This is a genomic window from Rhodococcus sp. IEGM 1302, assembly GCF_030056935.1.
GTDB classification, from domain to species: Bacteria; Actinomycetota; Actinomycetes; order Mycobacteriales; family Mycobacteriaceae; genus Rhodococcus_F; species Rhodococcus_F qingshengii.
This window is the reverse complement of sequence record NZ_JASHKY010000012.1, coordinates 12,941-38,875: the sequence shown is the minus strand read 5'-3', so window position 1 is coordinate 38,875 and position 25,935 is coordinate 12,941. Positions and strand designations below refer to the sequence as shown.

23 protein-coding genes are annotated in these 25,935 nt (G+C 62.9%); 6 read left to right on the top strand and 17 right to left on the bottom strand.

Going from position 1 to position 25,935, the window contains the following annotated elements; genetic code table 11:
• Positions 1-44: 44 nt before the first annotated feature.
• Positions 45-1,478: an NAD(P)H-hydrate dehydratase gene (locus QM609_RS17665; RefSeq protein ID WP_050655851.1), complete on the bottom strand. Its 1,434-nt coding sequence runs from the start codon at positions 1,476-1,478 to the stop codon at positions 45-47.
• 38 nt (positions 1,479-1,516) lie between these two features.
• On the opposite strand from QM609_RS17665, the gene QM609_RS17660 reads away from it, so the two are divergent.
• On the top strand, positions 1,517-1,888 hold the full coding sequence (locus QM609_RS17660; protein WP_003940908.1) for a plastocyanin/azurin family copper-binding protein: 372 nt from the start codon (positions 1,517-1,519) through the stop codon (positions 1,886-1,888).
• Positions 1,889-1,941: 53 nt separating this feature from the next.
• Here the strand turns inward: QM609_RS17660 and glmS are convergent, their stop codons facing one another.
• On the bottom strand, positions 1,942-3,804 hold the full coding sequence (gene glmS, locus QM609_RS17655) for a glutamine--fructose-6-phosphate transaminase (isomerizing) (RefSeq protein WP_003940837.1): 1,863 nt from the start codon (positions 3,802-3,804) through the stop codon (positions 1,942-1,944).
• Between the two features lie 112 nt (positions 3,805-3,916).
• Here glmS and QM609_RS17650 point away from each other — a divergent pair, with 112 nt between their 5' ends.
• Positions 3,917-4,756: a poly(ethylene terephthalate) hydrolase family protein gene (locus tag QM609_RS17650; RefSeq protein WP_003941000.1), complete on the top strand. Its 840-nt coding sequence runs from the start codon at positions 3,917-3,919 to the stop codon at positions 4,754-4,756.
• On the opposite strand, the gene QM609_RS17645 is transcribed toward QM609_RS17650, so the two are convergent.
• From QM609_RS17645 to eccCa, 10 genes are all read right to left on the bottom strand, one after another.
• Positions 4,717-5,007, bottom strand: a complete 291-nt coding sequence (locus tag QM609_RS17645; RefSeq protein WP_076949013.1) for a hypothetical protein — start codon at positions 5,005-5,007, stop codon at positions 4,717-4,719. The genes QM609_RS17650 and QM609_RS17645 overlap by 40 nt on opposite strands.
• The gene (locus QM609_RS17640; protein ID WP_238587985.1) at positions 5,004-6,068 is read right to left on the bottom strand and encodes a hypothetical protein; all 1,065 of its coding nucleotides are present in this window, start codon (positions 6,066-6,068) and stop codon (positions 5,004-5,006) included. Before QM609_RS17640 ends, QM609_RS17645 begins: the two co-directional genes overlap by 4 nt.
• A gap of 80 nt (positions 6,069-6,148) precedes the next feature.
• A complete protein-coding gene (locus QM609_RS17635) occupies positions 6,149-6,454 on the bottom strand; it encodes a hypothetical protein (protein WP_050655853.1) in 306 nt (101 codons plus the stop codon).
• 110 nt (positions 6,455-6,564) lie between these two features.
• Positions 6,565-7,902, bottom strand: coding sequence for a phosphoglucosamine mutase (gene glmM, locus QM609_RS17630; protein WP_050655854.1), 1,338 nt, complete (start codon positions 7,900-7,902; stop codon positions 6,565-6,567).
• A 154-nt stretch (positions 7,903-8,056) separates the two neighbouring features.
• On the bottom strand, positions 8,057-8,566 hold the full coding sequence (rpsI, locus tag QM609_RS17625; protein ID WP_007728596.1) for a 30S ribosomal protein S9: 510 nt from the start codon (positions 8,564-8,566) through the stop codon (positions 8,057-8,059).
• Complete coding sequence (gene rplM / locus QM609_RS17620; RefSeq protein ID WP_003940842.1) at positions 8,563-9,006, bottom strand: 50S ribosomal protein L13; 444 nt, start codon at positions 9,004-9,006, stop codon at positions 8,563-8,565. Before rplM ends, rpsI begins: the two co-directional genes overlap by 4 nt.
• A gap of 290 nt (positions 9,007-9,296) precedes the next feature.
• The gene (locus QM609_RS17615) at positions 9,297-9,590 is read right to left on the bottom strand and encodes a WXG100 family type VII secretion target (protein WP_042449746.1); all 294 of its coding nucleotides are present in this window, start codon (positions 9,588-9,590) and stop codon (positions 9,297-9,299) included.
• Positions 9,591-9,690: 100 nt separating this feature from the next.
• Positions 9,691-9,996, bottom strand: coding sequence for a WXG100 family type VII secretion target (locus tag QM609_RS17610; protein WP_003940986.1), 306 nt, complete (start codon positions 9,994-9,996; stop codon positions 9,691-9,693).
• Positions 9,997-10,180: 184 nt separating this feature from the next.
• The gene (locus QM609_RS17605) at positions 10,181-11,683 is read right to left on the bottom strand and encodes a type VII secretion-associated protein (protein ID WP_050655861.1); all 1,503 of its coding nucleotides are present in this window, start codon (positions 11,681-11,683) and stop codon (positions 10,181-10,183) included.
• Positions 11,680-15,684, bottom strand: coding sequence for a type VII secretion protein EccCa (gene eccCa, locus QM609_RS17600; protein WP_050655862.1), 4,005 nt, complete (start codon positions 15,682-15,684; stop codon positions 11,680-11,682). The genes QM609_RS17605 and eccCa overlap by 4 nt, the downstream gene beginning before the upstream one ends.
• Before the next feature lie 235 nt (positions 15,685-15,919).
• Here eccCa and eccD point away from each other — a divergent pair, with 235 nt between their 5' ends.
• Both eccD and mycP read left to right on the top strand, forming a co-directional pair.
• Positions 15,920-17,386, top strand: a complete 1,467-nt coding sequence (gene eccD, locus QM609_RS17595; RefSeq protein WP_050655863.1) for a type VII secretion integral membrane protein EccD — start codon at positions 15,920-15,922, stop codon at positions 17,384-17,386.
• 14 nt (positions 17,387-17,400) lie between these two features.
• Entirely contained in the window at positions 17,401-18,813 is a 1,413-nt protein-coding gene (gene mycP, locus QM609_RS17590) for a type VII secretion-associated serine protease mycosin (protein ID WP_050655855.1), read from the top strand.
• 14 nt (positions 18,814-18,827) lie between these two features.
• Here the strand turns inward: mycP and eccB are convergent, their stop codons facing one another.
• On the bottom strand, positions 18,828-20,294 hold the full coding sequence (gene eccB, locus QM609_RS17585) for a type VII secretion protein EccB (RefSeq protein WP_082239041.1): 1,467 nt from the start codon (positions 20,292-20,294) through the stop codon (positions 18,828-18,830).
• A gap of 97 nt (positions 20,295-20,391) precedes the next feature.
• On the opposite strand from eccB, the gene eccE reads away from it, so the two are divergent.
• Complete coding sequence (gene eccE, locus QM609_RS17580) at positions 20,392-22,032, top strand: type VII secretion protein EccE (protein WP_050655856.1); 1,641 nt, start codon at positions 20,392-20,394, stop codon at positions 22,030-22,032.
• A gap of 16 nt (positions 22,033-22,048) precedes the next feature.
• On the opposite strand, the gene QM609_RS17575 is transcribed toward eccE, so the two are convergent.
• Together QM609_RS17575 and QM609_RS17570 are read right to left on the bottom strand one after the other, a co-directional pair.
• Positions 22,049-22,606, bottom strand: coding sequence for an NADPH-dependent FMN reductase (locus QM609_RS17575; protein WP_003940967.1), 558 nt, complete (start codon positions 22,604-22,606; stop codon positions 22,049-22,051).
• Positions 22,607-22,628: 22 nt separating this feature from the next.
• Positions 22,629-23,207 (bottom strand): TetR/AcrR family transcriptional regulator, encoded by a 579-nt coding sequence (locus tag QM609_RS17570; protein ID WP_003940885.1) that lies wholly within the window; start codon positions 23,205-23,207, stop codon positions 22,629-22,631.
• Between the two features lie 57 nt (positions 23,208-23,264).
• Between QM609_RS17570 and QM609_RS17565 the strand changes: the two genes are divergently transcribed.
• A complete protein-coding gene (locus tag QM609_RS17565; protein WP_050655857.1) occupies positions 23,265-24,407 on the top strand; it encodes an acyl-CoA dehydrogenase family protein in 1,143 nt (380 codons plus the stop codon).
• Between the two features lie 58 nt (positions 24,408-24,465).
• Here the strand turns inward: QM609_RS17565 and truA are convergent, their stop codons facing one another.
• Both truA and rplQ read right to left on the bottom strand, forming a co-directional pair.
• Entirely contained in the window at positions 24,466-25,350 is an 885-nt protein-coding gene (truA, locus tag QM609_RS17560; RefSeq protein ID WP_050655858.1) for a tRNA pseudouridine(38-40) synthase TruA, read from the bottom strand.
• A gap of 6 nt (positions 25,351-25,356) precedes the next feature.
• Positions 25,357-25,914: a 50S ribosomal protein L17 gene (gene rplQ / locus QM609_RS17555; protein WP_007728580.1), complete on the bottom strand. Its 558-nt coding sequence runs from the start codon at positions 25,912-25,914 to the stop codon at positions 25,357-25,359.
• Positions 25,915-25,935 lie beyond the last annotated feature (21 nt).

Sequence of the window (25,935 nt, the reverse complement as noted above, 5' to 3'; positions counted from 1 at the left end):
TGCCACCCACGCAGAATCGGACACGTGTTCGGGTTTGAACACCCTCAATCGAGGGCAAAAGAGCGAAGCACACGCACTGATTCCCGCAGACCTCCCAGCAGGGGTGAAGCCGAAATCGGTGCTCCGGCGACATCGCTCTGACCGCCGGCAGCGGCGATGTTCGCAGCCAACGCGTGAGCCCGCGCCCCGACGGCCCCGGCTTCGAGAGGGCTCAGACCCGCCGCCAGCAACGCACCGATCACACCGGAGAGGATGTCACCCGAACCTGCCGTCGATGCCCAGGAGCCGCCGGCGTCGTTGACCAGCACCTCACCGCCGGGATCCGAGATCACCGTCGTATGGCCCTTCAGCAGGACCGTGACTCCGAGGCGTGCGGCAAGAGCACGCGTGGCCGCGATCCTGTCGTCGCCAAGAGTTGTGAATCGAGCGAACTCGCCGGCGTGGGGCGTCAACAGTGTCGGCGCGGTCCGGGCTGCGACAAGTTCGGGACGCTGAGCGAGGAGGGTAAGTCCGTCCGCATCGACAACAACGGGTACATCAGTAGCCAGCACCGACGCCAGAAGTCGCGCGGCGTCGTCGTCGGTACCCATACCGGGGCCGACCACCCACGCCTGAACTCGCCCGGCGGCTTGGAAGGTCTCACTCGCAATCACCTCCGGGAACCGGGCGAGCACCTCGGTGGCGCCGTGCCCGGCGTAGCGGACCAGGCCGGCGGTCGCGGTCACCGCGGCACCGGTACAGAGCACGCCCGCGCCGGGATACTGCTCACTTCCCGCAACGATGCCCACCACACCCTGCGAATACTTGTCGTCCTCCGGACCGGGCACCGGCCACAGCGCACCGACCTCCGCCGGATCGAGCGAACCGAATTCGGGTTCGCCGACGCTCAATCCGATGTCCACGAGTTCGACACGACCACACAGCGGAGCCGCGAGTACGTGTACCGGCTTGAGCGCACCGAATGTGACCGTCACATCAGCGGTCACCGACGGGCCGTCCACTGCGCCGGTGTTCGCGTCGACGCCGCTCGGAAGATCGACCGCCACGATCGGTGCATCCACCTGGCCGACGAGATCGGCCGCGTCAGGCCGTAGACCGCCGTGCCCGGAAATCCCGACGATGCCGTCGATCACCAGATCCGGCGACCCGACTTCGGCGGCGACTCGGCCGCCGGCCTTCAAGAGAGCATCGAGGCCCGCCCGATGAGCGCGCGCCGGATCGAGCAACACGGCCCGCACGCTCACACCTCGTTTGCGGAGCAACGCACCGGCCCACAGGGCATCACCGCCGTTGTCGCCCGTACCGACCAGCAGCGTCACCGACCGATGCGCGACCGACCCTGTACGGGAACGCAATTCGTCCGCGACTACTCGCGCAAGACCGTACGCCGCTCGACGCATCAGCACCCCGTCGGGCAGCTTGTCGAGCAGCGGCGCCTCAGCTGCTCGCACCTGATCGGCTGTGTAGTACCCACGCATGTCGGAACCCTTCAGTTGCCGTCGCTACCCTCGAAACCATGAAATCACGTCTTCGCCCGGCAATCGCGGGTCTCGTGCTCGCTCTCGGTCTGGTCGGGTGCAGTTCCGGCACCGACTCCACACCACCGGCTCCGGAAACGACGGCCAGCGGACCCGTGGTGACCATCTCCGGGATGGCGTACTCCCCCGCGTCCATCACCGTGAATGTCGGCGAGACGGTCACGTGGGTGTTCGACGACAACGGAATGGCCCACGACGTCAACGGCCTCGGGGACGCCAAGGGCAAACTCCGCAGTCCGCTCAAGAAATCGGGAACCTACACCTACACGTTCACCGAACCCGGAACCTACGACTACACCTGCACACCGCATCCCGAGATGCGCGGAACCGTCGTCGTCGAGACGCCGTAACGCGCTCGGGCCCCACAGTCTTGCGACTGCGGGGCCCGATTTTCTAGCGAAAGCTACTCGACCGTAACCGATTTCGCCAGGTTACGCGGCTTGTCGACGTCGTAGCCACGCGCCGCGGCAACCTCGGCCGCAAAGATCTGCAACGGAACCGTGGACAGCAACGGCTGCAGCAGAGTCGGTGACGCCGGAATCTCGATCAGGTGATCCGCGTGCGCCGCGGCGACGGTGTCGCCTTCCTCAGCGATGACGATAGTCGTCGCCCCGCGCGCCTTGATCTCCTGAATGTTGGACACCAACTTCGAGTGCAGGACAGCGCGGCCCTGCGGCGACGGCATGACGATGATGACCGGAAGGTCCTCCTCGATCAAGGCGATCGGGCCGTGCTTGAGCTCACCGGCGGCAAAGCCCTCGGCGTGCATGTACGCGAGCTCCTTGAGCTTGAGCGCACCCTCGAGCGCCACCGGGTAGCCGACGTGACGCCCCAGGAACAGCACGGTCGACGCGTGCGCGAACTGGCGCGCCAACGCGCGCACCGGTTCTGCCGTCTCGAGTACCTTGCTGACCAATGCGGGCATCGCTTCGAGGTCGGCGTACTCGCGGGCGACCTCGTCCGGATACTTGGTTCCGCGAGCCTGCGCCAAAGCCAAACCGACGAGGTAGTTCGCGGTCACCTGCGCCAGGAACGCCTTGGTGGACGCGACCGCGATTTCCGGTCCTGCCCGGGTGTAGAGGACTGCGTCGGCTTCACGCGGGATCTGTGCACCGTTGGTGTTGCAGATCGCCAGGACGCGTGCCTTCTGGTCCTTGGCGTGCTTGACAGCCTCGAGCGTATCGGCCGTTTCCCCCGACTGCGAGATTGCGACAACAAGCGTCGAGCGATCGAGAACCGGGTCGCGGTAACGGAATTCGCTGGCGAGTTCGACCTCGACAGGTAGACGCGTCCAATGCTCGATCGCGTACTTCGCCAACAGACCGGAGTGGTAAGCGCTACCGCAAGCGACAACGAACACCTTGTCGACGTCGCGCAGTTCCTGATCGGACAACCGCTGCTCGTCGAGGACGATCTTCCCGTTTTCGAAGTGGCCGAGGAGCGTGTCGGCGACAGCGGTCGGCTGCTCTTCGATCTCCTTGAGCATGAAGTAATCGTGACCACCTTTTTCGGCGGCCGCGAGATCCCAGTCGATGCGGAACGGGCGTCCTTCTGCCTCGTTACCCGCGAAGTCGGAGATCCGGTAGCTGTCGGCAGTGATCACCACTGCCTGATCCTGTCCGAGTTCAACCGCATCGCGTGTGTGCTCGATGAATGCAGCGACGTCGGAGCCGAGGAACATCTCGCCCTCACCGACACCGACTACGAGCGGTGTCGAGCGGCGCGCGGCGACAATCGTGTCCGCGTGATCAGCGTGCGTGAAGACGAGCGTGAACGCACCTTCCAACCGACGAACCACCGACAGCGCACTCTCGATGAAATCACCTGCCGTCGGCCCCTGGGCGTAAGCCCGGGCGACGAGGTGAACCGCGACCTCGGAATCCGTGTCGCTCTGCAGTTCGACGCCTGCAGCCTCGAGCTCCGCACGCAGCGGGGCAAAATTCTCGATGATTCCGTTGTGAACGACAGCCAGCTTGCCCGAGGCATCACGATGCGGGTGCGCATTGCGGTCCGTCGGACGCCCATGCGTCGCCCAACGTGTATGGCCCATACCGGACGTACCGACGAAGTGATCCGCACCGTACTCGCCGAGCTCCGCCTCGAGGTTGGCCAACTTACCGGCCTTACGCTCGATCTCGACCCCACCGGTTCCGTCGAGAATCGCGATTCCCGACGAGTCGTACCCGCGATACTCCATTCGTCGCAAAGCCTCCACCACAACGCCCAGAGCTGGGCGGTGGCCGACGTATCCCACGATTCCGCACATGGTGACTCAGGGTACTTGGACATCGGCGGTGGGCGCATTTTGCGGTTCCCGCACCTGGTTGCAGCGTCCGCTCCGCATACACGAGGCGGCTCATCGGATAACGTCTTCAACCGTGGCACCGAAACTGAAGACACTGACCCGTGAGCTGTCCAAGCGCGGCCCGCACCGAGTTCTCCGCGGCAACCTCGCCCTGGCCGGACAGCCGGGTGTCGTGTACACGCCGGAAACCGGTTTCAATCTCCCCGCCGTTGCCTTCGCGCACGGGTGGATGGTCGGGTCCCACAAGTACGAGCAGACACTCCAGCACCTCGCTTCCTGGGGAATTGTCGCAGCGGCGCCCGACAGCGAACGCGGTCCGGTCCCGTCACATCTCGGATTGGCTGCAGATCTTCGAGCGACGCTCGACATCTGCGTCGGCGTGCGACTCGGCCCCGGACAGATCAGCGTCCAACCCGATCGGGTCGCCTTTGCCGGTCACGGCATGGGCGCGGGCGCGGCGGTACTGGCCGCAGCGCAGCGCGGGGATGTCGGTGCGGTAGCCGCACTGTTCCCGGCCCCGACAGCACCCAAGGCGGAGAACTACGCGTCGAAGATCACAGCGCCCGGATTGATCCTCGCCGGCGAAGACGACGTCGATTCCTTGACCAGCAATGCCCGGCCGCTGAGCGTGGAGTGGGGCGGTCCTGTCATCGCACGTACCGTGAATGACGCCCAAGACGCCGGACTGATCGAAGGCCGCCGACTCCTCGGCGCCCTGGGCCTCGGTGGATCCGAGCGCAAGACACAGGCCGCCACACGGTGCCTGCTCACGGGCTTCCTGTTGTTCCATCTGACCGGCGACAAGAAGTACAAGGATTTTGCTGATCCCGACGTCGAGATTCCGCACACGGCGCCGTTGCTGCCGGTCGAACCTCACTCCGACGCGCGGGCCAGCCAGCTGTTGCGTAAGTAGGAGTCCGTACTCGCCACCGACTCCGGCGGCGAGCACGGCGGCGTCGGCGTCGGCGTCGGCTCTGACGCGGATCGCAGATACGGGCCGGACCTGACCGGCCCATCCGTGTCATTCTCGGCGGATGTCGTTTCGGACGGCGGCTCCTGGTGCGATTCCGCGCTCGCTGCGGCCACTCTGCGCTCACGGAAGTCGTCGAGTTGAGAATCGAGGGTTCGACGGATCGCTTCGAACGGCGCGTGAACGGACTTCACAGCGGACCAGCTCCGGCCAACTCAGCGCCCGTCTCTCCGTCGGGGACCACGATCGACTCGTCGGGGACTGTGGAAGGCGGCTCCGGGTCCGGCGCGGGCGAGAACTCGGCGTTGGATTCAACCGGCACCTCGTGCTCGCGAATCTCAGGGTCGGGAGTTTCGGGCTGGAGTGTCGCAGGCTGGGACGCTTCTTGCGGGCGCGCCTCGTGCAGCGACATCTCCGGATCGGCATCGAGCACTATTCTCGGCCAACCATTTTCGCTCAACTCCAGGGTGGCCGACACAGAGTTCCCGTCAGCACCTGCAACATCCAGACTCACCCCACGACCGTCGGACGCAATCGAGAAGCCCCAAGTGTTGCCGCCGATCGAGAAAGAGACAGGAGCGGCGGCGACACCTGATGCACTCGGCTCGGCGATCGGAAAGGTTGACGTGAACGCGTCTGTCACCCACTGGGTCGCGGCGTCAAAAGCATGACCAACCGCGCTCGCGCACTCCGCACACGCCCTGTCGAATTCATCGCGAGTATCGAGATACGCCGAACGAAAAACCGTGTCCAGCCATGGCGCCGCACCACGACCGGTGGAAGCGACGTGAGTCAGCTGGTCGATCTCCCCCGCACCCAGACCGCCGATCGTCGCCCGGTCGAGGCTTGCCACCTTGAAAGCCTTGTCTGCCAAAGCCGTTCGAACCGTCCGCGCGAACTCGTCGGCCAGCGTGATCAACAGTGGCGCCGAATCCGCATCGGACCGAGCTTCACGCCGCGCCGCGAAGGCATGATCTACGACCGCACCCACGCCGGAAACATTCCACACTGCAGGAAGATTCTCCGCCAGGGTCGTCAGCATCGCGATCTCGGCGACCGAACCGTCCACCGCTGCCGCCATGTCCGACGCATCTCGCATTAGTGCCTCGAAATCGATACCAGCCTCTGCGCGATACGCATCCTCGTAGGACGTAAGCATCCGTTCTTCGAAGCCCAACCGAGAGGCCAGGTCGTGAAATCGATCGAAGAACTGCAGTCCCCTCGCACCAGCATCCAGGATTTCGTCAGGACGCACGCGCGAATCACGCAGTGCAAGAATATCTTCGACGCAATAGTAGCTGTTTGGTACTGCCTGTGCGGTACCGCTCGTCCGTCTCATGAGACCGACCCGCTGGAGTCTCGCAATCGCTGCGCACCCTGACCGTCCACCTCAGCGATCACCTCAGCCGAAGAGGAAAGCCGACGCGCCAACGCATCGAGAAGATCCGCACGGCCAGTCAAGCGAGAATTCAGGACCGCCAATGCCGACGCCAACGCGGCTCCATGCTCGGCGTAATCACGGCCCGAAACGGCACCGCTGAATCGCAGACGCCTGATCGGCTCGGCAGAATCGCGCAGAGCCTGGGCCGCCGACACCGCATGGCGCGCCAATTCATCTGTTCCAGCGCGGTCGACATCCACGAGCGCTCCCAAGTTTCAACGGAACCACTCGAACGTCGAGCGGCCTTTGACTCCTTGGACGCAGCAGGGCGCAATTACGTTCCCTCAAAACGCGAACGCGTAATGAGGGGCTAAACCGAACCGACGATCTCGGCCAACTCGTCGGCCAGCTTCTGCGCGAGCGGAAGTTCGGTGGCCTCGACCATGACGCGGACCAGTTGCTCTGTCCCGGACGGGCGCAGGAGCACGCGACCACCGTCACCGAGGACGCGCTCTGCGTCCGCGACTGCTGCGAGTACCGACGGCGATGCTGCGACTGTCGCCTTGTCCCCGACCTTCACGTTGATCAGAACTTGCGGGAGGGTTGTCATCGTTGCGGCCAGCGCGGATGCCGACTTACCCGTGCGAGCCATGCGTCCGAGCAGCCGGAGGCCGGTGAGAATCCCATCGCCCGTGGTGCCGAACGCCGGCAACACGACATGGCCTGACTGCTCGCCACCGAGGCTGTATCCGCCCGCGCGCAGTTCCTCCAAGACGTAGCGGTCGCCTACGGCAGCAGTCACGATGTTGATACCGGCCTCGCGCATCGCGATGTGCAAACCGAGATTGCTCATGACAGTCGCGACGAGAGTGTTCTCGACCAACTCACCGGCGTCGTTCATCGCGATCGCCAGAACTGCCATGATCGCGTCACCGTCGACCACCGCTCCGGTCTCGTCGACGGCCAGGCAGCGGTCGGCGTCGCCGTCGTGCGCGAGGCCTAGGTCCGCCCCGTGATCGACTACGGCTTTCTGAAGATTCTCCAGGTGCGTCGATCCGCAGCCGTCGTTGATGTTGAGGCCGTCGGGATCGGCGCTGATCGCGATGACGCGAGCGCCCGCTGCCGCGTAGGCAACCGGTGCGAGCGCGGAAGCGGCGCCGTTGGCGCAGTCGACCACAACGGTGAGTCCAGCGAGTGGCTCGCTCGCCGCGCTCGCCAGATGCGCAAGGTACAGCTGAGCGGCGTCGTCGACCGTACGGACGCGGCCGATCCCGGCACCTGTCGGTAGGACGGGCGGTGCAGTGCCCTCGAGTGCATCCTCGATCGCCACCTCGACAGCATCATCGAGCTTGTGTCCACCGGCTGCGAAAATCTTGATTCCGTTGTCCGGCATGGGATTATGCGATGCAGAGATCATGACACCGAGACTGGCGTCGAGCTTTGCCGTCAAGTATGCAACTGCCGGAGTCGGAAGAATACCCACGTCGAGCACGTCGACACCCGCGGAACTCAATCCTGCGGTCACCGCGGCTTGAAGCATCTCACCGCTGGCGCGAGGATCGCGGCCGATCACGGCGGTCGGACGTGCGTCCGAGGTGTCGGCTGTCAGTACGCTCGCCGCGGCAACTGCCAATCTCAATGCAAGATCTGCAGTCAGATCCGAATTGGCAAGTCCACGAACACCGTCAGTACCGAACAACCGACCCATAGAACGACTCCTGAATCCTGTGAACCTCGAGAAGGGAACTCGAGAAGGGAATTTCTCCGAGAAACACAAGAGCGAGCGTCCGGTAACGATGGACGCCCGCTCTTGTGGTGAACAGGTGCCGAAGCAGACCCGTCGGGTCAACCTCGGCAAAGCATCAGCGCTTGGAGTACTGCGATGCCTTACGGGCCTTCTTCAGGCCGTACTTCTTACGCTCGACCGCGCGGGCGTCACGCGTCAGGAAGCCTGCACGCTTGAGGGCCGGACGATCATCAGGGGTTACCTCGATGAGTGCGCGCGCGATAGCCAGACGCAGTGCGCCTGCCTGACCGGACGGGCCGCCACCGTGCAGCAGTGCAATGATGTCGAAAGACTCGGGACGCTCGACGAGCACCAGCGGAGCCTTGATCAGCTGCTGGTGAACCTTGTTGGGGAAGTAGTCCTCCAACGTACGACCGTTGAGCTTGAACTGACCGGTACCGGGAGCCATCCGGACGCGAACGACAGCCTCCTTGCGGCGACCGACGGTCTGGACCGGGCGATCGAGGACGATCGGTGCGAGCGTAGCTGCAGCAACCTCTTCGACGACCTCGACTGCGTCAGAGACAAGCTCTTCCACTGCTTCGATGTTCTCTTCGGACACGTTCTGCTCTTCCGGCGATGTCACTGTGCGACCTGCTTGATCTCGAACGGCACCGGCTGCTGCGCGGTGTGGGGGTGATTCGGGCCCGCGTAAACCTTGAGCTTGCTACTCATTGCGCGGCCGAGCTTCGTCTTGGGGAGCATGCCGACAATGGCCTTCTCGACGAGACGATCGGGAGTCCTGTCGAGGACCTCACCGACAGTGCGGGACTTCAGGCCACCCGGGAATCCGGAGTGGTGGTAAACATTCTTGCCCTGCAGCTTGTTGCCGCTGATGGCAACCTTCTCTGCGTTGATGATGACAACGAAGTCACCACCGTCGATGTGCGGCGCGTAGGTGGGCTTGTGCTTGCCACGCAGCAAGTTCGCTGCCTGAACGGCAAGACGGCCGAGCACCACGTCAGTGGCGTCGATGACGTGCCACGTGTGGGTCACATCTCCGGCCTTCGGGGTGTACGTAGACACAGATCTTCCTCGTCTTAATTCATTCCACTGCTGACCATGTGCGTATCGCGTAAACGATCCTCGGCGGCCAGTTGAGACCCGAGAACCGCCGGTCTCCACGCATTTCTGCCGGAGCCCTACGGCACGCCACCGATAGACGATACCGGTCTACCCGCTGCCAGGTCAAAGCGCAGCCATTCCTGCCAACAGCATCATCGTCCAGCACAGCGACGCGAGCGATCGACATGCGCCTGCCCCGGCAACCTGACGGTACCGGGGCAGGCGGGGTGTCATCACGGCATGGGATGTTGTCAGCGACCGAACCCGTTTGCGGCGATCCGATCAGCTTCCTGCATCTTCTCCGAGCCGCTCGCCGTCGCTCCGGCGATCTGCGCGAGAACCATGTTCAGTTCTTCGGAAGCCTGGGCCCAGCGACGCTGTGCGTCGTTCCACGCTTCGGAACCTGCCCCTTCCCAGCCTGCTTGCAGCTTGTCCACGACAACCTTGATGTCGCCCTGTTTGTCGTTGATCGCTTTGGCCTGCTGTTTCATCTGATCGGACAGCATTGCGAGGCCGCTGAAGTCGTACTTGATCCTGTCGGACATAACTGCTCCCGGTTCGGTGTGACTGGAGAGAACTTGTGAGAACTAACTTGTGAGAACTACTGGCTGAGGATTGCTTGACCGGACGATGAAGTGCTGGCGGTCAGGACATGTTCACCGTCGCGCCGCGAAGCGAGCTGACGTTGTCGTCTTCGGTCGAGTCGAAGGTTCCCGCGGCCTGTTTGATCTGCTCGCAGATGTCGGTCAGAGCTGTGTCCAACTTCAGGGCCGCGCTGTTGTATCGCTCCATGATTCCTGCGTATTCGACCTGCGCCGCACCGTTCCACGAATTGTGCGAAGCGTCGGCCTCCGACCGAACAGCGTTGACCAGCCCCCTGATGTCACCGAGATGTCCGTCGATGGTCCCCGCCGAATCGATCAATTCAGCGGTAGTTGCGGTAAAGCCCATGTCGTCCCCCTGGATTCGGTGAGTACCGTTCGGTATCGGCGATCACACACAACGGGCTTTGTCCGTCGGATGTGCACCGGGGTCGAGCGGAACTCCCTGATGTGCGCTACACATACTTTGACGCGACCTTCGTACCAACGGTTCCGGCCCGACCGAAGAATATTTTCAGAACCGACCGATCCGGTCACGGTGTGAATTCGACCGACTGCCACATCCGCAGGCAGTCCGCTTCGAGACTGCCCCACTCACCGACCAGATACTGGCAGCCGATACTCACTTGCCGTCCGTTGTCGACGTATACGTGCCAACGCACCTCGGAGAAATCGTCCGGAAACTCGACGTACACCACTGCCCGTTTTCCTGCGGCATCGTCGAGCACAGCAAACTCTGCGAACCGCAAGGGGTCCTCGAACGTCGAAAACTGCTGACGCAAAACAGCTTCGACGGAATCGAATCCCACACCTTCCGCAAGACGTTTCTCGATGACCACGATCTTGCGATCCGCACCCGAACCGGGTACCAAATCGGTACGCCCGCTCGAGGTCCCTCGCGACAGAAGCTTCCAATCGGAAGGCAATTCTGCCGCAACGCTTCCCACGTCCACACGAGTAAGTTCCGGAGTGGCCCCGGACTCGATCGACGAGATCGAAGTCTTCGGTGCAGGCGTTTCCTGCTCTTTCGACGCCTCCACGATCTCGACTTCGACTTCCGCCGTGGCTGCGACCGACCCCGCCAACCGAGAATCGCCTCGATCGCGAGTGGACACCACGACCGTTGCTGCGACCGCACCGGCGACGGCGACCACCGCAAGCGCCGCCGCGAACCATCGACGGCCTCTTCGCCGCCCGCCGACGCGACGCGGCGAAGAGGCATTCGAGTCCGCGCCAGAAATCGACTTCGCGCCATCCGTATCGCCTACCCACCCGGCGCCGAAAGCCGAATTGTCGACAATTCGTCCCGAACTGTCCCGCGCGGTTGTCTGGCGAACGAGCGTCTGAGGATCCACCAGAGACGCAGCCACCCGGCTCTCGTCCAGAATTCGGATGCTCGCGTGGCCGTGAACATTCGTCGACCCCCGTTCGAGCGAAGCCGCAACAGCATGAGAGCTCGGCCCGACCAACACCACAGCGTCCCGAACCGATAGATCCCCGATTGCGGAAAACAACCCCGCAACGTCTGCGATCTCCGAACTTTGTGTTCCGTCGATTCGGAGTTCACCGTCGACCTCAGCGACAACAGAAGCGACCACCGTTCCGCCTCGCAGTTCGAGGACGACACACCGCGATCGCCAAGCCGTATGAGCCGACCTCGCCGCCGCGATCGACGTCGGAACGAGTACGACGTCGTGCGCCACTCGACGTGCGGCATCGAGCAATCGCCGCCTGCGTGGGGCACCCCAATCCGAGGGATGACTGAGATGAAGAATGTCTGCGTCGACGATTCCGCACCCGTCCATCGCACTGGAGATCAGCCTGGCCACCTCCAAGACTGTCGGGACAACCCGACCATCCACGTCGACATAATCGTCGTCGATGTAATCGATCGCATTCTCGCCGGCCGCACCGGGGCCCGACGCCGGTTCGCGTCGGAGGTCTGCACTGCAACAGAATTCGCGTTGACCCGATACGACCCAGATATTCGATGCACCCCAATGTAACGAGACCGACACTGCGGACGGAGCGGTCACAGCGGTGGCATCCACGGAACTTGGACAAGTTGGGTTTGCGAGCGGGAAACGTAGACCCCACGGCCTTCCGGCATCGCCGACGCGCGGACAGTGCCGACGAGATTTCCCTCGTCACGGCTTCCGCTCATGATCAATCCGGCCGGCGCCATGTCGCGAATTCTCGCAATGACCGGCTCGTACAGTGCTCTGGCCGCACCACCGGAACGGCGGGCAATAACCAGGTGCAAACCGATGTCCTTGGAGTGCGGAATGTATTCGAGCAACGGCGCCACCGGATTTCCACTCGGTGTGGCCACAAGGTCGTAGTCGTCGATCAGTACGTAAATCTCCGGCCCACTCCACCACGACCGTTCCCGCAATTGCTGCTGCGTTGTTTCGGCGTTCGGCATTCTGGCAGCGACGATCCGAGCCAAGTCGACCATCAATTCACCGAAGGTCGTCGACGACGCCGAGTACCCGCCGAGGTGATTCCCTTCGACCACGCCCAGCAGGGAATGCCGATAGTCACCGATGATCAGCTTGGCCTGGGCCGGTGTGTTCGACGCGATGATCCCTTCGGCTATTCCACGCAAGAGAGATGTCTTCCCACACGCGGTGTCGCCGAATATCAACAGGTGCGGGTGTTCCCGGAAGTCCATGTACACCGGGGCGAGGTCGGTCTCACCGAGCCCGATCGGCACCGTGAGGCACCGACCGTCGGCCGCGCTCGTTGAGGGCCACCGGGTCCCGACAGCTTCGAGAAGTTCTGCCCGCGAGTAGAAATCCGGGAGCATCCGCACGGTGGGTGCCGGACGCGAATTCGACATGGCTGCAATACGTTCAACCGTCGCCACCACAGCCGTACTCGAGTTCTCACTACCCGGTAGGCCGTCGATTCGAGGTAGTCCGGTGAGAAGGTGGAGTCCGTCGCGAGTGATGCCACGACCCGGTCGACCTTCCGGCACCAGGCCGGCTTTCCGGCGACCCGCATCCGAATCTCCCGGATCACCCAAACGAAGTTCGATGCGAGTACCCAGTTGATCCTTGAGTGCCGGCCGGATCTCGGCCCACCTCGACGTCGTGACGATCACGTGTACACCGAAGGACAAACCTTGACCGGCGAGCATGTTGATCTGGGGCTCGAGTGATTCGAAATCCGAACGAACGCTTGGCCAACCGTCGACGACGAGGAAGACGTCACCGTACGGGTCCTCTCGGAGTCCCGCAGCCTCACCTTCCCCGGTGGGATCAGCTGTTCGCAATCTACGGAAATCGGCCATCGATTCGATGCCGAGGTCACGAAACAGTCGCTCCCGTTTAGCGACCACACCGAGTACCTCGGCAACTGTGCGCCGGACGCGGTCGGAATCCAAGCGGTTTGCCACCGATCCGACGTGCGGCAGATCTTTCAATCCGAGGAGCGTTCCACCGCCGAAGTCGAGGCAGTAGAACTGAATCTGTTCCGGCGTGTGCGTCATGCTCAGAGACAAGATCAACGTGCGCAACGCCGTCGACTTTCCCGACTGCGGGCCGCCGACAATCGCGAGGTTGCCAGTCGATCCGTTGAGATCGGCGACGAGTAGATCGCGGCGCTGATCGAACGGCCTGTCGACTATGCCGAAGGGAGCGCTCAGATTTCCGCGAGGTTGATCACCGGTCGCCCACCGCGGCAACAACTGGTCAAGCGTCGGAGATGACTCGAGCGGCGGGAGCCACACTTCATGCGCACGTGGACCGTGACCGCGCATGCGGTCTACGAGGACTCCCATGAGAGTACGTGCATCGTCACCGATTTCACCCATGTCGACGACGTCGGGCTCGACGGGAACGACAACGGCCTCTGGTCCGATCACGGGCTTCGCGGTAAACGGCAGCGGCGCCAGTTCGACGGGGGAATCGACCGAGAATCGAGTGGGCACGATCCGCTCGCCCTCGTACGGGCCTGACACGTACGCACCTTGGAAGCGAACGATCTCAGCAGAATCGGACTTCAGGTATCCCGCACCGGGTGTGCCCGGAAGGTGATAAGCATCGGGAACGCCGAGGACGGAACGAGACTCGTTCGCCGAGAACGTTTTCAACCCGACGCGATACGAAAGATGGCTGTCGAGACCCCGGAGCTTTCCTTCGTCGAGTCGCTGACTGGCCAGCAGCAGGTGAATGTGAAGTGACCTGCCCAATCGCCCGATGGCCACGAACAATTCGGCAAATTCCGGCTGCTGACTGAGCAGTTCGGAAAACTCGTCGACAACCACGAAGAGTGCCGGCAAGGGATCTAGTGCAGCGCCGGCCAGCCTCGCCTTCTCGTAATCGGACACGTTTGCGAAGTTTCCTGCCGCACGCAACAGTTCTTGTCGACGATTCATTTCGCCGGCGAGCGCGTCCTTCATACGATCGACCATCGCCAATTCCTCGGCAAGGTTGGTGATGATCGCAGCAACGTGCGGCGCCTCCTCGAGGCCGAGAAAGGTTGCACCGCCTTTGAAGTCGATCAGGACGAGGTTCAGTGCGTCGGGAGAGTGGGTCGCGATCAGGCCGAGCACCAAGGTTCGCAGGAACTCCGACTTGCCAGAACCGGTGGCTCCGATACACAGCCCGTGCGGACCCATACCGTTCTCGGCCGACTCCTTCAGATCCAGTTCGACGGGGTTTCCGTCTTGTCCGACACCGATCGGCACACGGAGTCGGTCGCGCCCCTGACGTGGAAGCCAGCCATGCTCAGGATTGAACCTCGCAACGTTTCCTATCCCCAACATCTGGCTCCACGTCCGAAGGGATCGGTCGTCGTCAGCTGCGTCGACGGCATTCTGCGATGCCGCACGGAACGGTGCGATGCGACGGCCGAACGCCTGCGCCAGGCTCGTCGTCGCAGCGTCGGGCCTCGCAAAGTTCTCAACTCCTGCGCTGCTCACCGCGCCGATCTGATCGCTACCGACGACCAGTCGCAACCCACGCGTCGCCACCAGCCGCGGGCAGAACCCGCAGAGGTCGAGGACGGTCACCGAGTCGAGCCCGGATTCGGACAACAGGCCGGTGTCACCTTCGAGTAAGCCACCGTCCACGACCAGCACGAGATGCGGAACGCCCGCACTGGCTGGAGTGTTGCGAGCGAATCGAGCACGCATCGAAAGCGGTTCCCCGAGGGAACTTTCGAATTCGAGATACGAACCGAACACCATGCGTGCAGTGCCGGTGCCGTCCTGAGACTGCGGGTGTTGCACGTGTGGGAGCCACTTGACCCACTCCCACTCGGATTCGGTATCGGGACCGCACACCACCGCAACTTGGAGCGTGTCCGGACCGTGGAATGTGCACAGCTGCATCAACATCGAGCGGACAAGCGCACGAGCGGAATCTCTCTGCCCCTCGATGGACATCGCAGCAAATCCGCGAAGCGAGACGGCGGTCGGCAGGTCCTGCACAACCGAATGTGCACGGACGAATCGCCGAAGTGAGACAGCAGCGACGGGTTCGAGATCCTCGACCGGCCCGGTCTCCGGAGACACGAGTCTGGTGGCCAATCGCTGTGTACCCAGACCTACCCGAACGTGGCAGTAGTCCGAGTCGGTGATCTGACGCTCCCACATCCGCACAGTCCCGGCCAGTGTCCAGAGCAGCGACGGCTCGGGATTGCTCCACTCGAGAGCAGCACGCTGCGCACCAGTCGTCGCAGCAACATCACTACGCATCTGATCCAGGTACCGGAGGTAGTCCTTGCGGTCCTCGTTCGCTTCGGACGCTCTTGCTCCACCGCTACGACCGCCCCCGGCGAGCATTCCGAGCATCGACACCATCATCATGACCGGAAACAGCAGGGACATCGGATTGCGCGCCATGCCGGAAGAGAACATCAGCGCCACCATGCCGATCATGGCAACCACCATGATCACCGGAAGTAGTTTGGTCAGTAGGTTTCCCGGCGTGACGCGAGGTATCTCCGGTGGGGGCTGAAGCGTCACCTCGCCGCCCGGTGTGCGCGGCGATTCACGGCGTGCTCGACGCGCAAATCTGACAGTGCTCAATTCACCCACCCCCATCGGTGCTGCAGCTGTTGCCGCCAGACGCCTCGTCCGACTACCGCCGGCCCCCCAAGGCGTACTCGCGCAATTGCAAGAGAGTAGATCACAACACCGACACTCGGGTCGGTGCCACCTGTTGTCGGCGCTGTCTCCGATACAGGCGCGCAGTTCATGTCGTATTGTTCGGGTGAACTGGGGTGACGCGAAGGGGGAATCGCGTCATGGGAGGGGACAGATCTTGACCAGCACCACTACAACCAGCGCTGCGAACACCGGAAACGGACGAGGCGCGAGTCATTCTGCCGAACTGTGCAGGTTGACGGTACTTTCAGCCCATTCGCAGGTGGATCTTGCGGTGCCGCTTCGTGTTCCACTCACCGTGGTCATTCCGGGCATTGTGGACACAATTGTCAACCACAGCAATTTCAACGAGTTCGACCACACCACCGAACAATTCGAGCCCGTCGACTGGACTCTGTCGAAAGTCGGCAGGGCACCGCTGGCACCGACGCTGTCGCTGCACGAGCACGGAATCCGCGATGGAGAATTGCTCGTACTCGAGGCCTCGGACACCGCTGCCCCGCCCCCACTCTTCGACGACATCATGTACACCGTCGCGGCCACGGATGCGGACGTCTACCGACGCTGGACTCCGGTCACCGCGCGCATTGTCGGCTCGACCGCCGCCCTCGTCGCTGCGCTCGTCGCGGCCCTCGCCCTGGTCCTCGGCGACACGGGACTGATCGGCGCCGTCTGCGGCGGAGTGACGTCTTTGGTGCTCACCGTCGCCGCCGTCGTGGCAGCGCGGGTGTACGGAGACTCTGGAAGTTCCGTCACGCTCGGATGCGCTTCGGTGCCACTGGCGTTCGTCTCCGGCGCACTCTGCGTGCCCGGCACTGTTCTTTCGGCTCATCTGCTTCTCGGTTCGGCATCTGCCGCTGCGGTAACTCTGATCTGCTTCCGCTTGTGCGGCACCGGATTAGCTGTCTTCACAGCACTTCTCGTCGTCCTTCTCGCGGCGGTGGGCACCTTTGCCGTCACTACCACGCTTCCCGAGGCGCGCACCGCGACCGTCAGCGGCGCGGTGATTGCCGCCGCATTGATCGTTCTCACGTTCACCGCTCGACTGTCGATGTTGTTCGCGCGACTACCGCTTCCCCCTGTTCCGACGCCGAGTAATCCCCTCGACGACGACCGCGACGGACTGCCCGAACCCGAACTACCCGGGCTGACCGAGTTGGCGGAAAGGGCAGGGCGGGCGCGTAGCTATCTGACTGGGCTGATCGTGGCCACGTCAGTGGTCGCGCTCGTCGCTGCCGTCGCACTCGCGTGGTCCTGGCCTGGTCAGGGGATCGTCTGGCCGAATCTTGCTCTCGCATTCGCGACGGCCGTCGTGCTGATGTTTCGCGGGCGCACCTACGCGGGCGCACAGCAGGCTGTGCCACTCATCGCGGCAGGCATCTCGGTGATTCTCGTTCTCCTGGGCGACATGGCATGGACCCATCGCGACCATGCATTGGTCGTCTTCGCCATCACGATGACCGTTCTCCTCCTGGCACTGGTTCTGGGAATCCTTGCCCCCCAGAACACATTCAGCCCCGTGATGCGACGCGCTGCCGAGCTGTTGGACCTCGCTGCGATTGCAGCAATCGTTCCGCTGATCTGCTGGGTCAGTGGCCTCTTCGCGCTCATGCGTAGCCTCTGAGCGATCGGTGATCGATGGTGATTCGACGTGCAACAAACATCTGCGCCAGTCTCGTGATCGTTGCCTTCAGCGTTCTCGCCGGGGCAGGTGGCGCATCGAGCGCGGTTCCCTCCCCCATCGATCCTGCCGTGCTGCCGGAGGACAGTCCGCCTGCACCTCCACAACCCACCGAACAACGAACCCTGTGCGTCCCAGCCGTGGCAGGTGGTGACAATGCGGACATTCCACGTTCTCAACGAGATCTGGGATTCGATTCTGTGTGGCCGATCACCAGAGGGGCAGGACAGCGAATTGCTGTCATCGACACCGGTGTCAGCAGACATCCCCGGCTGCCGTCGCTCGACGGCGGCGGTGATTACGTCGGTACCTCCGACGGCACCGACGATTGTGACGCACACGGAACTGTCGTGGCCGGTCTCATCGCCGCCCAGCAAGTCGAGGGTTCCGGATTCTCCGGAGCTGCGCCGGACGCACAGATAATTTCGATCAGGCAGTCCAGTGCCGCCTTCTCGGTGGCCGGCCAACGCGAAGACCCTGCTGTAGCCGAGAACTCATCCGGGTACGGAAACGTCGACACCATGGCATCGGCCGTCCGTCACGCTGCGGACATGGGTGCAAGCGTCATCAACATCTCCGAAGTCGCCTGCAAGCCTGCCGGGGACGGGATCAACGACCAACGACTCGGCGCTGCAATCGAATACGCCACGATCGCGAAGAACGTCGTAGTCGTCGCAGCTGCAGGTAACGTCGGATCCGGAGGTTGCAAGAACCAGAATCCGCCGCCGGATCCCGTCGATCCCCTAGCCGATCCATGGAACTCGGTTGCGACGATTGCCAGTCCGGCTTGGTACGACGACTATGTCCTCACGGTCGGGTCGGTAGACCCCAATGGCGCCGCCAGTTCCTTCAGCCTCGGCGGTCCGTGGGTCGACGTGGCGGCGCCCGGCACCGGAATCACCTCACTTCACCCGACGTCGCCCGGTCTGACCAACGGGGTGTACGGCTCCGACGGCGCCGTACAGTCGTTCAACGGGACCAGTTTCGCTGCGCCCTTTGTCGCGGCGACCGCCGCACTGGTCCGGTCGGTTCACCCGGAACTGACTGCGCTTCAGGTCATGCAACGTATCGAAGCCACCGCCCACGCTCCGGCGCAGGGTTGGAATCCCTACGTCGGTCACGGCGTCATCGATCCACTTGCGGCAGTGACGGGCGAATTGGCCCCAGGAGAACGCGTCAAGGTCAACCATCAGTCGGTGTCGATCGATCCCCTACCCACGCCGCCGACCCCCGACAACCGATCTCGCGACACGGCACTCGTCGGAGCCGGAACGGTCGGCACCCTCGCCCTACTGACGCTGTTGGCATCGATGCCTCTTCGTCGAGTAATTCGTCGGCATCTTCCCGAACGCCAGAACATCGATCCCTGAACCGTCAGCAGTGTTCAGTTCACCGGAGCGGCCGGCGCTGTATCGGGGGCGATTCCGTCGTGAGCTATCAGTGCATTGCTCTTCTCGAGCGCGGGACCTGATGCAAGCAGGTCGAGAATCTGCCAAGGCGCGCGATCAGGCGTTCGCGTCAATCCGAGCGCGCGAGCGGAGGTTTCGTCCGGTACGCCGTACTTCACACCGGTATCGGCTACGTAGAACACTCCGTCGTGCCTGGTGCTGTTCGTCTCGATTCCGGTCGCTTGAACAAATCCGCCGAATCCCTGTTCGACATGGACGTTGTCGAGATTGTCACCCGATCCGTCCGCCTGCGCCAAGGACACCAACTTGCCACCCTCCGGGATCGGAACCTGCAATCCAGCGACAAGTTTCAGCGTTGCAGAACTACTTTCGCCGCCCTCGACTGCAGGTGGGGGAGCCCATTCCAGACAGCCGACAGGTGCGCCGTGATCATCGACGATCTCCGGAACCACCCGCGGCAACAAGTCGACGGCCAGCTCACTCACCGAGGGAATACGACTGATGGCATCAGGGGTGACGCTCGCGATCCCGGTGGCGCCCTGCGAATCCGAGAAGTAGATCAGTTGGGCGAGCGCCGCACCGATCTTCTGGATCCCGTTCTCGAGTACCACGTAGTACTGCGGGTCCGCACCCACCGAAACCTGGACGACGGAGCCGACAGTCTTGTTCTGCAGAGGAAACCGGGGCGCCGATCCCAGTTGGCGGATTCGCGGAGCCTCGATGCGCGGAACTTCGGGAATCGAATTGAGGAATCCGATACTGATCGGTCGCGCCTGTGCTCCTTCCAGGCCTAAAGCCCGCATGATCGCCGGATCGTCCACATCGATTTCCGCTCGCTTCCCGTCGTACACGAGAAAGTGATCGGAACCCGACTTCACCAGGAATGCACGGTCATTCGTCAGATATGTCGTGTTTTCGCCGACATTGGACGAGCCGACCAGGACCGAAGTCGTCAACGATTTTCTCCCGTCGGATCCGACGGAATCGCACACCGTCCACGCGGCGTTGGTAGGGTCGGCCGATTCCGGCAGCGCGGACGGTGCGCCGGGAATGCCGACGAGCGCGCCCCGGGGTTTCGCCTCGACCTCGGATGCCTTGACTATTGCCGGTTTTCCTGGCGAACCCAGAATCAGTCGTGCGGAGGCCAAGTTCAGCACAGGGCGAAACGTACCCTCCATGGCGACGAACATCGCGCCCGATTCCTTTGCAACGACGATCTCTGCATCGCCGATTCTGTCCTGTGGCCGAAACAGAGCGAGTACAGCGCAACCCGCCAATCCCAGTGCAGCGAGGACTATTCCGACGGTGAAGGCGCGCGAATGTGATCGCATCGGATCGTGAAGCATCCGCACGTCTCGTCTGACCAGCGCATGTTCCATCCGCCTGACCAAGAATCGGTACCCGTTGACCTGCCAGCGCGTGGTAGGTGTCGCAGCCATCATTCCCCCCGTGCCTTACATCCCCTTGCGAAGACACAGTACAGTTCCGCTGGGGCGGAAATTTTCGGGTAGTTCGCAGGTCAGGTATCGGGGAGGAACCGTGGACCGATCGCGGTTGAAGCATTGGCCGTCGTCACACAGGATTTCGACGCGCGAGTTCGTGCCGGCACAGATTTTCGGAATCGGTGCGGGCGGAATCGCGATGGCCAGTGGGCTCGATTGGTTCTGGGCGCTGGCAATCGGTTGTGTGGTTGCCGGATCAATGCTGCTTCATGTGGGCGGTTGGTCGGTAATGTCCTGGATTGTCAGGTACTTTCGCTATCTGCACCGCAAGGACGTCGACCGCAGCACGATCGTCAGTTTTCACACTCCCTCCGAGCAGTCCATCGGGCTCCGAGTGGACGGATCTTCGCTCGTCGCTGTCGTCGAGATCGCTCCCCCACGCGACTACCTGACCAGGATCGGCCGTCATTCGTTCGACGCTTCCCACCTTCTGCCCACGGCAGCCCTCGCCAATTGTCTCTATCAGCACGACATCTCACTCACCGGCATCGACATCGTCAGTCACGGATACCGCGCCGCGTCGGGAACGCCTGCCACCGAAGTCTACGAACGTCTCATCGGACCACTACCAGCCACCGCCACCAGAAGTGTTTGGCTTGCACTACGTTTCGACGCGCTGGAGGGTGGTGCAGCAGTCGAACGCCGGGGCGGGGGCGAACAGGGCGCCGGCCGCGCGATAGCTGTTGCCGCCAATCGTGTCATCCGGGTGCTCGATTCAGCGGGATGCAAGGCGCGGATCCTGACCGCACCGGAGATCGCGTCGTCCTCTGCCCAGGTGACAAGAGGAGTGGCCGGCCACGAGGTCACCGAAACGTGGCGAAGTACCCCCTTGCCTGGCGTGTCCAACGTCGGATTTGGGATCGAACCCCGTTTCATCACCACTGCGACCCTGACCCGAGTGTGGGCAGTGGCAACGGTCGGGACGTCCGTGACAATTCGGTTACGACCCACCGGACAACGCGGAGAGGCGAAGGTCAGTGCGACATGTCGCTTCACCACGCGCAATCCACCTGAGAACGCACCGCTGGCCGGTTTGGTCTCGCTACGTGGGCGCCAGCGCGACGGATTGCTGACCAATTTGCCAACCGCATTGGCCGCGCTGGACGGCATCACGCCGGGCGTTCGCATGGACGGGGGCACACTCGACTCACTCGCTCTACCCCTTGCCGGGTGCGGCCAACTCATCGGCTCGGACCGAAACGGGCACGGTGTCGCGGCCAGAATTTCGGGGCCGGGCGTCAACACCGTTCTTGTCGCCGGCGAACTCTATCTGGCTCAGCAGTTGATCTTTCGAGCCATCGCGACCGGCGCACTGGTACTCGTCCACACCGATCGACCGCAAGCGTGGACCGCGCTCACCGACTCGATGGGAGTGCCTGACCGACTCCGCGTGTCCGGGCAGGGCGGTGGGCCTGAGGGCGCCTTCAACACTGTCGTGTTCGACGGCGTCGAGGGGTTGTCTCCGCGTGCCGGCGTGACCGCAATCTATGTGTACGGACATCCACGCCAATGGCCTCGGGTCGACCCTGAAATCTCGATAGTCCAGCCATTCGCACTCGGTGACAAGATCACGGTCGAAACCGGCCGTACACGCGTCGACCTGACTCTGGTGACCATCGCTTCCGAGACATCGTTCATCGGCCGTCCTCGAGCCGGCGACGCTCACCAGATGGCGTGATCGCGTATGTCCAAGATCAGCCGGGATAGGGATCACTTGCACGTTGCATCCGCAATCCGCTTCCCCACCAATCCAATTCACGAATCATCTTCTCGCTTGCATCGATCGCAATCGAATCGACGCCGTACGGCTCGTGTCCGAATTGCTTACGCACCCGGTGAATGGTCACGCTTTGACGCACCGAGACCATGTGCAACTCCGCCACCACTTGCCTCAGTTGCTCGACGGCCCGAACACCACCTGAAATCCCGCCGTAGGACACGAATCCGATCGGCTTGGCACGCCACTCGTGTTTCACCGAATCGAATGCGGTCTTGAGGGCAGCCGGATACCCGTGGTTGTATTCGGAGGTCACGGCGACAACAGCGTCGGCGCGCCCGATTCGCCGGCGGAAAACCTCCGTGGCAGGTGAATCCGAGAAATCCTGGGGCAACGACAGCTCTCTGAGGTCGATCACCGATACGTTCCACGACGGGTTCGCGGTTGCGCGCTCGACAAACCAGTCCGCCACTGCTCGTCCCATTCGCCCTTCGCGGACCGAACCTACGATGACTTCGACGTTCAAAGGTGCCATGAACGTCGATGCTAGCGACTGATCACGCAGTGATCCCGTCCGTGATGAGTGCTGCCAGTTCCCGATAAGCGCTGGCATCGTCCAGACCAGTTGCCCGGTAGACCGCGCGTTGCTGGATCCGAACCATCGTCGCCGCAGCGGCATCGGCGACAAATGATGCGTGTACCTGCCGGAATGCGCCCGAATCGACTCCCTCGACGATGAGCGATCGCACACGATCAGCAGCGATCGACGTGTTCTTCTCGTAGACCTGGCTCGCCGACACCGATTCGGCCAGGTCTTCCATGAACTGACTGGACGCCGCGGACAGCCGATCACCCACTGCTTCGAGATACACCGCGACTCGACGAGTCGGGGCCGTTTCGGCGGCGACTGCACTCTCCACTGCATCGGTCGCCGCCCGGAAGAAGTGCACTGTCACCGCCCGCACCAGATCCTCTTTGCCGGCCGCCACGGTGTACAAGGTGCTCTTGGAGCAGTGCAGACGAGCTGAGATCTCGTCGAGCGTGAGGTGGGCGAAACCCTCGCTCAAGAACAGTTCGACCAATTGATCGAACAACTCTGCCCTGCGCGCAGTCGTCTTGTGAACCAGCCTTGCCATACCCACGACAGTACTGCAGTATCGTTCTCAGTACTATTACCTAGCTAGGAGCCGACCGTGCCCGTCGAACGCCTGATGCCCAGCCAAGAAGCTCGAGATCTCATCGAACTGACGCGTGATGTCGCGGACAAGGTACTCGCGCCCAAGGTCAACGAATACGAGAAGGCCGAGAAGTATCCAGACGGAGTGTTCCCCGCACTCGGACAGGCGGGTCTGCTGAGCCTTCCGTATCCCGAGGAGTTCGGCGGCGGCGATCAGCCGTACGAGGTGTATCTCCAAGTGCTCGAAGAGATCGCCTCACGCTGGGCAGCGGTTGCAGTGGCGGTGAGCGTGCACAGCCTGTCGTGCTTCCCGCTGTTCACCTTCGGCACCGACGAACAGAAGAACCGCTGGCTACCGGACATGCTGGGCGGCAACACCATCGGCGCGTACAGCCTTTCCGAAGCGCAGGCCGGATCCGACGCCGCCGCGTTGTCGTGCAAGGCGACGCCCACCGACGGTGGCTACCGCGTCAACGGTTCGAAAGCCTGGATCACCAACGGCGGCAAGGCGGACTTCTACAACCTCTTCGCACGCACCAGTGACGACGGTTCACGCGGCGTCTCCTGCCTCCTGGTGGACAAGGACGCCGAAGGCCTCAGCTTCGGAAAACCCGAAGAGAAGATGGGGCTACGCGCGGTTCCCACTGCCTCCGCGAACTACGACGACGCCTTCATTCCTGAGGAGCGATTGATCGGTCAGCGCGGCCAGGGGCTGCCGATTGCCTTCAGCGCTCTCGACTCCGGCCGACTCGGAATCGCTGCCGTTGCCGTCGGAATCGCTCAAGGCGCGCTCGACGACGCGGTCGCTTACGCGAAGGAGCGCAAGGCATTCGGCAAGCGGATCATCGATCACCAGGGACTCGGTTTCGTGCTCGCGGACATGGCTGCCGCAGTCGACTCCGCGCGAGCCACCTACCTCGATGCAGCCCGCCGCCGCGACGCCGGAGTTCCGTATTCACGCAACGCGAGCGTCGCCAAGCTCGTGGCCACCGACGCGGCAATGAAGGTCACCACCGACGCCGTTCAGGTATTCGGCGGGTACGGATACACCCAGGACTTCCCCGTCGAGCGCTACATGCGCGAGGCCAAGATCACGCAGATCTTCGAGGGCACCAACCAGATTCAGCGATTGGTCATCGCGCGCCAACTGGCGGGATAGCCCCCCCGATACGAATGCCCTCCCACACAGAGTGGGAGGGCATTTTGCATGGTGATGTTCAGTCGCCGCAGCATCCACCCGAAGACGGAATCTCGCGGGTCTCACGGGTAATCGCGTTGCGGGCAGCCAGTTCCGAGTAGTCGGGGTAGTCCACGCGGACCAACGAAAGTCCGTGCGCCGGAGCAACGAGGATGGAACTGGATCGCGACGTTTCGTCGAGCAACCCTGCCACCCAGTCGGCGGTGCGCCGTCCCTCACCGACGGAGAGGACTGCGCCGACGAGACTGCGAACCATCGACCAGCAGAATGCGTCAGCATTCACGTAGGCCGTGAACACCGTGCCCACTTGGGTCCAGTCGAAACGCTGCAGCTCCCGCACCGTCGTAGCGCCTTCTCGACGCTTGCAGAATGCCGCGAAGTTGTGCAGACCCAGCAGCCGATTCGACGCATCCTGCATCGCTCCGAGATCGAGTGGTTTGGGATACGAGACGGTGTCGCGTGCGCGTAGTGGTTCCACTCCGAACGCCGCGTTGGTCACCCGGTACTCGTAATAACGTCGCATCGCGGAGAAGCGCGCATCGAAGTCACCCGGAACCACCGATATCTGTTTGACCCGAACGTCCTTGGGCAGAAATCGTGCAAGTCTGCGCACGAGTCGAGACGGATCGTCCGGGAGCAACTCTCCCGGAACGTCGACGTGCGCTACCTGACCGGTGGCGTGGACACCGGCGTCGGTTCGACCGGCAACGGTCAACTGAACCGGGCGTCGAAGCACCGTTCCCAACTTGTCTTCGATCTCACCGCACACGGTGCGCAGATCTGTCTGGCGGGCCCAACCCGAGAAGTCGGTGCCGTCGTAGGAGATGTCGAGCCGCAATCGAACGAGCCCGCCGTCCCCGATGGGGGCGGCGGGCTCGTTCGATTCAGCGTGTGCCGAAACCAAGGGAGACTAGTCCTTCTTGGCCTCTTCGGCCTCGGGAGCGTCGGCCGCAGTTGCGGTCTCGTCCTCGATGGCCTCGACGACTGCGTCAGCGTTCTCGACCTCAGCGTCGGTCGCGTCGGCCTCTACGGCCTCGACGACGTTCTCTGCGGCGGGAGCTTCCTGCGAGGACTTGACGCGACGAGCGCGATCGGCCTCGGAGGTGACGGTCTTTTCCTTGACGAGCTCGATGATTGCCATCGGAGCGTTGTCGCCCTTGCGGGGGATCGTCTTGATGATGCGGGTGTATCCACCGTTACGGTCCGCGTAGAACGGGCCGATCTCGGCGAACAGGGTGTGAACGACATCCTTGTTACGGATGACCTTCAGCACCTCACGACGGTGAGCCAGCGTGCCGGCCTTCGCGTGCGTGACGAGCTTCTCGGCGTAGGGGCGCAGTGCCTTGGCCTTGGACTCGGTGGTGGTGATGCGACCGTGCTCGAAGAGCGCGGTAGCCAGATTGGCGAAAATCGCCTTCTGGTGGGAAGCCGACCCGCCGAAGCGGGCACCCTTCTTGGGCTTGGGCATGATGATCTCCTAGTAAAGGAC